Origin of the sequence: Thermosynechococcus sp. OHK43, from assembly GCF_014466085.1 — a bacterium.
Lineage (GTDB): Bacteria > Cyanobacteriota > Cyanobacteriia > Thermosynechococcales > Thermosynechococcaceae > Thermosynechococcus.
This window is the reverse complement of sequence record NZ_JACOMP010000231.1, coordinates 1-8,143: the sequence shown is the minus strand read 5'-3', so window position 1 is coordinate 8,143 and position 8,143 is coordinate 1. Positions and strand designations below refer to the sequence as shown.

Sequence of the window (8,143 nt, the reverse complement as noted above, 5' to 3'; positions counted from 1 at the left end):
GGGGCAGCACCGACACCCTGCCCCTCAAGCTAAGCAACATCAGGGCATTGTACCTGTTGCTATTGCCAAACAAAACCGTGGACGAGGCAACCATTAAATATAATAATTAATAATTAACTATAGAGTAATGACTCGGAGACCCCTCGGCGATCGCCAGCAGGACTAGCAATGAGCACTCCCGATTCGCAACTACCTCCCCTAACGGAAACGACCTTGTGGCAAATTCTCAATGAGGAACTGGATGATGCCACGGTCAATCGACTGCTGTGGCACTGCTTGGGCTATCGGTATGACGCCCACAGCCAAACTTGGCGGAGCGATCGCGTACCTCCAGAATGGCAGCAAGAGTATCCTCACCCCCCAGACTTCATTGGCAGCCGCCCCGCCATTGTCAAGCTCACCCGCTCTATTCCCCCTGCCCACAAACAACTTCTCAAGGAACAGTTGGGTTTTGGGGGTTACGAAATTAAGGAACTCAACCCCCGCCGTACCCGCCGTGCCACTGCTGTCAACTGGCTCCTCAGCTACATGGCCACTCAAGAGGAAGCTCAGGCAAAGTAACCCTCAGCCACCTCGATCGCCACTTGGCGGATAGCGCGATAGACGGTGGCCAGTTCCGCATCACTAATGCAGTAGGGGGGCAAGATATATAGGGTATTGCCCAAGGGTCGCAAAAGCACCCCCAGCTCAATAAAGCGGCGGCGCAGTTGGGGCACAAGGTCGCTAAAGTAGGAGGCCTCTGTTTCTAATTCCATGGCCGCGATCGTGCCACAGGTACGAAATTGCTTGAGATGACTCACATCCGCAAGATACCGTTGTTGACACTGCCAATGGCGCGCCTCCAGGCCTTGGTAAGATTCAGGGTCCGCAAGCAGCAACTGGAATGAAGCAACACTCACGGCACAGGCCAAGGGATTGCCCGTATAGGAATGACTGTGGAAGAAAGCACGGGCGGGGTCATCGGCATAAAAGGCTTGGTAAATTTCCTCCGTGGCCAATGTGACGGCAATGGGCAAGCACCCTCCCGATAGCCCTTTGGACAAACAGAGTAGATCCGGTTGCGTCGCTGCCTTTTCACAGGCAAAGAGGGCACCAGTGCGGCCAAACCCGGTCATCACCTCGTCATAGACAACTAAAACACCATAGGCTTTGGCCACCTCAGAAACTGCTCGCAAAAACTGGGGACGACACATGCGCATGCCGCCAGCTCCCTGTACCAGGGGCTCAATAAAGAGCGCTGCATAGGCGTCGGGGTCTGTTTTGAGGGTGGACTCCAGTTGAGCGATCGCCTGTGTCTCCTTGGTCTCGACCTCTGGATCTCCCGGATAGGTCGCTGGGTAGGGCAGGATCGTCAAGGGAGGGAGGAGCGGTTGAAAGGGTTGCCACCAAGGGGAACTTTGGCCGACAGTCATTGCCCCCAGCGTATCGCCATGGTACCCGCCGGCAAAGCCAATGAAGCGCGATCGCTGGGGCTGATCTCGCTGCTGCCAATACTGATAGGCCATCTTCAGCGCCACTTCCACAGCCGTTGAGCCATTGTCGGAAAAAAAGACCCGTTGTAATCCTGCTGGGGTGTGGGCACACAGGAGTTGAGCAAGCTGCTCCGCTGGCTCGTGGGTAAAGCCCGCAAAAATCACATGCTCAAGGGTTTGCGCCTGGGCGTAGAGCGCTTTTGCCAGCACAGGATGGCTATGGCCATGGAGCGTCACCCACCAACTGGAAATGGCATCAATAATCTGACGGCCATCGCTTAGTTCAAGGCAAGCCCCCTGGGCACGCACCACCTTGAGCGGCGGATCTGCGGTTTTCATTTGTGTAAAGGGTTGCCAAATGGGGGAGTCAGTCATGGTTGCAATGGGCAGCTAAACGAGCGGCAAGCGTCGTAAAAATATCTTCTGGAATGGGACAGCGGAGCGATCGCGCCAAGCGTTTTTTCTGCTGAGCCACCTTAAGACACTCAGCCGTGGGACACAGATAGGCCGATCGCCCCATTCCCCGATCCAACTGCACCTTTTGATCGGGCCAGCAGCGCACAATCCGCCAGAACTGCGAGCGATCGGCCACCCGGCCACAGGCAACACAGCGGCGCTGGGGAACAGCCATCATCCCTAACTGGCAACCTGTTCTTCGAGGGGTTCTTCAAGAGCAGCCATAGCCAAGCGATCCTCCTCTTCATAGTTGTATTGGGAGCTATCGCGCACCTCAATTTTCCAGCCCGTGAGGCGGCTTGCTAAGCGCACATTTTGGCCTTCTTTACCAATGGCTTGGGAGACCTTATCGGGGGCCACAAGCACATGGGCAATGCGGGCTTCGGGGTTGATGAGCCGCACCTCCTCCACCGGTGCCGGACTCAAGGAATTGGCAATATAGGTGGCTGGATCCGGTGACCAGCGGATCACATCAATTTTTTCCCCCCGTAGTTCATTCACCACTGCTTGAATGCGGGATCCCCGTGCCCCAATGCAGGCACCCACAGGATCGACATCCCGTTCTAAGGTATCCACCGCAATTTTGGTGCGCGGGCCGACTTTATGATTCGGGGGATTGGCTTCGCGGGCAATGGCCACAATCCGCACCACTTCATCCTCAATTTCTGGCACTTCATTGGCAAAGAGATAGACCACCAAGCCGGCATCGGCACGGGAAACCTCCAATTGGGGGCCGCGTTGGGGGCCTTCTTTGACGCGCTTGAGATACACCTTGAAGGTGGAGTTGGCGCGGTAGTTGTCGTTGGGAAGTTGTTCCCATTTCGGCAGTTCAGCCTCCACTTCCGGTTGACTAGCATCGCTGCGCACCGCCATAATCACCGATCGCCGCTCAAAACGGAGGACGCGGCCCATGAGAACGGTGCCCTCAAGCTCTTTGAATTCCTCTTGGACAAGGCGACGCTGCTGATCCCGTAATTTTTGTGCCAACACCTGCTTGGTTTGCATCGCAGCCATGCGGCCAAATTCTTGATGGTCGGGGGTGACATCCAACAGCACCGTATCGCCGACGCGGGCATCCTGTACCACCTCAATCACATCGGCAAGAGCAATCTCGCGATCGGGGTTCTCTACTGTTTCTTTAATGGTTTTGGTGGCCAAAATCCGAAAACCCTCCTGCTCCGTATCTAGTTCCACTTCAAAGTTGGCAAAGTGATCCTCCTCAAAGTGACTATGATCCGGGCGCAGACTGCGGCGATAGCGTTCGTATCCCTTCAGCAGTGCTTCCTTGAGGGCTTGATGCACTGCGTGCTTGGGCAAATTCCGCTCTTGGCTAATTTCATTGATCATGGCCCGTAGGCCGGGTAAGCGATAGATGGTCATCGTCTGTTACAACCTCGTTCTTTATGTAGATCAACTTCTGCTAAGGCTCACTGCTGGGGGTGTACAGTTGGACACTGGCAATGAGTGACCGCGGAATTGCCAGCGATCGCCCCCGTTGATTGAGATAGACATTCACCTCGTCACGGCGAATCAGGTTGCCCTCCCAAAGGGTTTTACCCCGATGGGGTGCGGTGGTCGTGACCCGTACAGGAAAGCCACGAAAGGCATCAAAGTCGCGATCGCTACTCAGGTAATCCGACAGACCAGGACTCGACACCTCGAGAACGTAGGCAAACTCCAACTCCGGCAGCCCATCCAAAGCCATCTCCAGTGCCCGACTCAGCCGCTCGCAATCCTCTAAGCTGGTGTCGTTCTCAGGATGGCGCACCTCCACCCGCAAAATGGGAGGCGATTGATGGGTAAGCCACTGCACACTCACCAGATCAAGGTTTTCTTGGTCGGCAACCTGCTGGGCAAGGGTTTGCACCACAGGCAAAAGTATCTGTATCTGCATAGGAAATAAAAAAGGCGGGACATTGCCCACCACACCCAAACAATCTCAAAAAGCGGCAACTCCTTTCCCTAACAGAAGGAGACTTGTGAATCGTTCAGAATAGAACGTTCCTGGGTGCTGCCAATAGACCACTGTTCGTGGTATTTAGTATAGCAGCTAATGGCGGGCGATCGCCACCCTGGTCAATACCCCCTCGGTGCTCCTAGCGATCGCTAAAATCGCCATTCGTCAGCTCATCACCGTCATAGTGCTCTTCCTCTAACTCCAAATCCTCCAAGACAGGATTCAAGAGCACTGCCCTCTCAGCCTCATGGTGAGTGAGCCACTGGCCTTGGGTGCGAAACCAGCGGGGCGGGTTAATGTAGCGAGCATAGTACCATGGCGGAGCAGTGGGCTGGCTAATTTCCGCCTGTACTCGAATTTTCTCACCCAGATAGTAGGCGTCTTCGGGTTCCACTTCTAACCACACTTTTTGGCCGATGATTGCTTGGGGGAGCATCATAATGGCAATTCCTCGGGGAACCTCTCCTACAACCCTTTTCTGGAAGTCCTACCCTGTCTCACACGTGCTTTGTGCTAAGGATACCCATCCTTGCGAAAAGAGCTGTACCTTACCTTCATTCTATTCAGTTGTAGCCAATCTGGGGAAATGTTGCACTTATTCAGCATCGCCCACCGTCAAGGAGAGGTAAGGCTGCGGCCGTTTTGGATCCTCGAGCTTTAAGGAAATGACTCCGGCACAGAGGACAAAGACCATTGAAACCCACAGACAGCCGACAATCCCCCCAATTTGATAAATAAGGCCAGAGAGGACAGTTCCCGCCAGTCGCCCCCCAGAGTTGGCCATGTAGTAGAAGCCAACATTCAAGGCCACTTTTTCATCGTCGGTATAGGCCAGCACCAAGTAGGAGTGGACTGCCGAATTCATGGCAAAAATCAAGCCAAAGAGAAACAACCCACCAATAATCACGGCATTGGGGTTCCAGTTGCTCATCAAGCCGAAAGCAATCACTGCTGGCACAACTGTCAGCGTAAACGTCCAAAACTGAATAGTAGCGGCTTGGGGAGGGCGACCGCGATTGAGGTATTTGAACAGAACGGGTGCTGAGGACTGGACACCGCCATAGCCAATGACCCACAGGGCAAGAAAGCCCCCCACTTCATAAAATGACCAGTTGAGGACGCTTTGCAAATAGACCGGCAGACCTACCACAAACCAGACATCCCGTGCCCCAAAGAGGAAAAAGCGGGCGGCTGAGAGAATGTTGATCTCCTTACTCTTGGAAAACAGTTGCCGAAATTTGATTGTCTTTTTGATCTGCCCCATCCCCCGCGGTAATAACCCCGCAGTGAATAGGATGAGCAGGAGGGCGATCGCCATGATCCACAGAGACGCTGTAAAGCCCACCAATGTTAACAACAAACTGCCAACAAAGAAGCCCACCCCTTTGAGGGCATTTTTAGAACCTGTAAGAATTGCCACCCACTTAAAAAGCCGCGACTCTGCCTCTTGGGGCACCACTAAGCGAATGGCACTCTTAGAACTCATCTTTGTCAGATCTTTGGCCACCCCCGACATTGCCTGTGCAGCCATCACATAGGGCACCGCAAACCACAGTGGCCATTGTTGGGTTAGGGGTGTGAGCATGATCAGCGAGATCACCTGCAAGCCAATGCCCGCGTAGAGGGTGACATTCAGTCCCCACCGGGAACCCATCCAGCCACCGAGAAAGTTGGTGACAATGCCAAAAACTTCATAAAAGAGAAATAGGAAGGCAATTTGCAGCGGTGTGTAGCCAATCTGGTTAAAGTAGAGCAGCACTAGCATTCGCAGTGCGCCATCGGTAATCGTGAACCCCCAATAGGCGAGGGTAACAATCATATAGTTGCGGACACTGGTGGACACAGCCATAGCAGACTCCCTAGGGCAAAGTAGTGGCAACACGACGAGCTAATTCAGCCATACGATTGCTGTAACCCCATTCGTTGTCATACCAGGCCAGAATTTTCACCTGCGTTTCATCCACAACCATGGTGGAGAGGGCATCGACAATGCTGGAACGGGGATCGTTGCAGTAGTCAATGGAAACAAGGGGGCGTTCCTCATAACCGAGGATTCCCTTGAGTTCGCCGGCTGCCGCGGCCTTGAGGGCTGCATTCACTGCGGCCACACTGGTGGGGCGGCTCACTTCAAAAACGCAGTCGGTGAGCGACGCATTCAACAGGGGCACCCGTACAGCTAGACCATTGAGTTTGCCTTGGAGTTCTGGATAAATGAGACCAATAGCGGTGGCTGAACCAGTCGTGGTCGGTACAAGGGACATGAGACTAGAGCGGGCCCGGCGCAAATCCTTGTGGGGGGCATCCACCAGCGTCTGGGTATTCGTGACATTGTGGATTGTGGTAATCAAGCCGTGGCGAATGCCAAAGGTTTCGTGAATAACTTTGACGACGGGGGCAAGGCAGTTTGTCGTACAGGAGGCGGCGGTGAGTAAGTGGTGGGCGTGGGGATTGTAGAGGTGATCATTGACACCCAGGACAATGTTGAGAGCCTGTTCCTTGACAGGGGCAGCAACAATCACTTTTTTCACCCCAACTGCAAAGTAGGCCGCCAGTTGCTCAGCGGTACGGAATTGACCCGAGCATTCCAGAACAATCTCGACTCCCCGTTCTTGCCAAGGTACCTCCGCCGGAGTTTTCGCTTCCGAAAAGCTAATGATCTGATCGTTGATGGCGATCGCCCCCTCCTTGGCTTGGATGGTCTGGCGCCAACGGCCATGAACCGAATCAAACTCCAGCAAATGGGCAGCAGCGGTTGTGCCTCCCTTAATCTCGTTGATGTGACGAAAATCCAGTTCGGGCCAACCCCATGCGGCACGCAAAACCAAGCGACCAATGCGGCCAAAGCCATTAATGCCAATGCCAACGCCCATGGTTTCTACTCCAGTGGGACATCCCTAAACTATTTCAAATAATCTTGAATTGTCAATCGGCAAAAATGCTTCCCCAAAAGCATGGGCTTAAACGTAAGGGCAGGGGGTTTGACTCGGATCCTGCCAACAGGGGAGCAGTGGCGGCTGAGGAATTGGCTGGGCAGGGGTACCAAAGACCATTTCGCAACTGTAGTCCCTAAAGTTCGGCGTCATTGTCAAAGGAATGCCCAGTCGCTGCCGAAAAAATTGCTCGGTGGGTTTTTTGCACAGGTTCATACACAACGCCATACATTGGGATTCAGCCAAGTAGCGGCATTTTTGGATGCGCACGCCACTGTATTGCCATTGGGGGAGTTGATCGGGGGGCATGACCTCGACCCAGTAGCGATCGCTGGCCCCCACTAACCAGCCCGTGAGGCGGGTAGCAAACCAGGCATTCCACTCACAGATCCAGCGGCTTGGTCGAAAGAGTGTGCGTATCAATGTACTCATCATTGGTGGGATAAGGCGATCAAAGACCGTGGCCACAATGGCCTGTTGCTGCGCGGGCGATCGCCCCCGTTTCAGCTGTCGGGTGATCTCAACAAAGCCAACATAGTCCCATCGCTGTGGCTCAACCCCAATGGCACTGGCGATCGCTCGGATCAGCCGAGCCAAGCACCACCGCTCTAGCCAGTTCAGGGACTCAGGCGGCATCATCAAGGTGATCGAGCACCTCAAGGGCAGCCCGGCGAACGACCGCATCCCTTTCCTGGGCCAGTAGCAGATATAGCGCCTCCTGCACCTGGCGACGCTCTGCCCCCTCAGAAACCCGAGCCAATTGGCGAATGGCCACTAGCCGGTGCAAAGGCTGCGGATGGGTCAGATCAGTCAACCACTGGGACACCTGCTGGGTCTGATGCTGCTGTTGCAGTTGACCAATGATTGTGCCGAGAAGGACGATGATGCCCACCAGGAGGATGCCAAGGATGACAAGAGCGACCACCAACCAGGGATCTGCTGTCTGTTGACCGATATGCAAGAGGGTATAGGTACCCAAAGAGGCTAGCAGCCCCCCCACCACCGTAAACGCAAAGGGATGATGCAGCCATTGGTGCATCCGTTGGCAAAGGTTTTGCCATAGCGTCAAAAGTCGGCGTTGCCAGCGACTGAGGAGAAAAATCGTACCCACACCACTCAGGGTTGCTGCCATCAGGGGGGCATCCGTTTGCCACAGGAGCAGGCCTGCCCCCAGTGCACCAATGACCCGCAAAAGACGCTCAGACAGTAGATTAAAAACAAAAGATTTCCAGCGTAGCCGTTGCGATCGCCTTTGGCGCAGCGGAGCTGAGCGCCCGTGAGGTCGCGGCAATGACCATTTCGCCCAAGAGGTAACCATAGGGTGGGTG

10 protein-coding genes are annotated in these 8,143 nt (G+C 54.5%); 1 reads left to right on the top strand and 9 read right to left on the bottom strand.

Annotated elements, in window-relative coordinates; translation table 11 throughout:
• Positions 1–168: 168 nt before the first annotated feature.
• A complete protein-coding gene (locus tag H8Q75_RS09790; RefSeq protein ID WP_024124970.1) occupies positions 169–561 on the top strand; it encodes a DUF1823 family protein in 393 nt (130 codons plus the stop codon).
• On the opposite strand, the gene bioA is transcribed toward H8Q75_RS09790, so the two are convergent.
• The 9 genes from bioA to H8Q75_RS09745 form a co-directional block, all read right to left on the bottom strand.
• The gene (gene bioA / locus H8Q75_RS09785) at positions 549–1,847 is read right to left on the bottom strand and encodes an adenosylmethionine--8-amino-7-oxononanoate transaminase (RefSeq protein WP_024124971.1); all 1,299 of its coding nucleotides are present in this window, start codon (positions 1,845–1,847) and stop codon (positions 549–551) included. The two genes, H8Q75_RS09790 and bioA, sit on opposite strands and share 13 nt — an antisense overlap.
• A complete protein-coding gene (locus tag H8Q75_RS09780; RefSeq protein ID WP_024124972.1) occupies positions 1,840–2,106 on the bottom strand; it encodes a YlxR family protein in 267 nt (88 codons plus the stop codon). Before H8Q75_RS09780 ends, bioA begins: the two co-directional genes overlap by 8 nt.
• A gap of 2 nt (positions 2,107–2,108) precedes the next feature.
• Positions 2,109–3,308, bottom strand: a complete 1,200-nt coding sequence (gene nusA / locus H8Q75_RS09775; protein WP_024124973.1) for a transcription termination factor NusA — start codon at positions 3,306–3,308, stop codon at positions 2,109–2,111.
• Between the two features lie 40 nt (positions 3,309–3,348).
• Positions 3,349–3,822 (bottom strand): ribosome maturation factor RimP, encoded by a 474-nt coding sequence (rimP, locus tag H8Q75_RS09770; protein WP_041429112.1) that lies wholly within the window; start codon positions 3,820–3,822, stop codon positions 3,349–3,351.
• 202 nt (positions 3,823–4,024) lie between these two features.
• Positions 4,025–4,324, bottom strand: a complete 300-nt coding sequence (locus H8Q75_RS09765; protein ID WP_297041369.1) for a hypothetical protein — start codon at positions 4,322–4,324, stop codon at positions 4,025–4,027.
• Positions 4,325–4,480: 156 nt separating this feature from the next.
• A complete protein-coding gene (gene arsJ, locus H8Q75_RS09760; protein WP_024124976.1) occupies positions 4,481–5,734 on the bottom strand; it encodes an organoarsenical effux MFS transporter ArsJ in 1,254 nt (417 codons plus the stop codon).
• Positions 5,735–5,744: 10 nt separating this feature from the next.
• Positions 5,745–6,755, bottom strand: a complete 1,011-nt coding sequence (locus H8Q75_RS09755; RefSeq protein ID WP_297041367.1) for an ArsJ-associated glyceraldehyde-3-phosphate dehydrogenase — start codon at positions 6,753–6,755, stop codon at positions 5,745–5,747.
• An 87-nt stretch (positions 6,756–6,842) separates the two neighbouring features.
• Positions 6,843–7,454 (bottom strand): DUF4033 domain-containing protein, encoded by a 612-nt coding sequence (locus H8Q75_RS09750; protein ID WP_024124978.1) that lies wholly within the window; start codon positions 7,452–7,454, stop codon positions 6,843–6,845.
• A partial coding sequence (locus H8Q75_RS09745) for a hypothetical protein (protein WP_297041365.1) occupies positions 7,441–8,143 on the bottom strand: 703 nt, incomplete at its 5' end. The genes H8Q75_RS09750 and H8Q75_RS09745, both read right to left, overlap by 14 nt.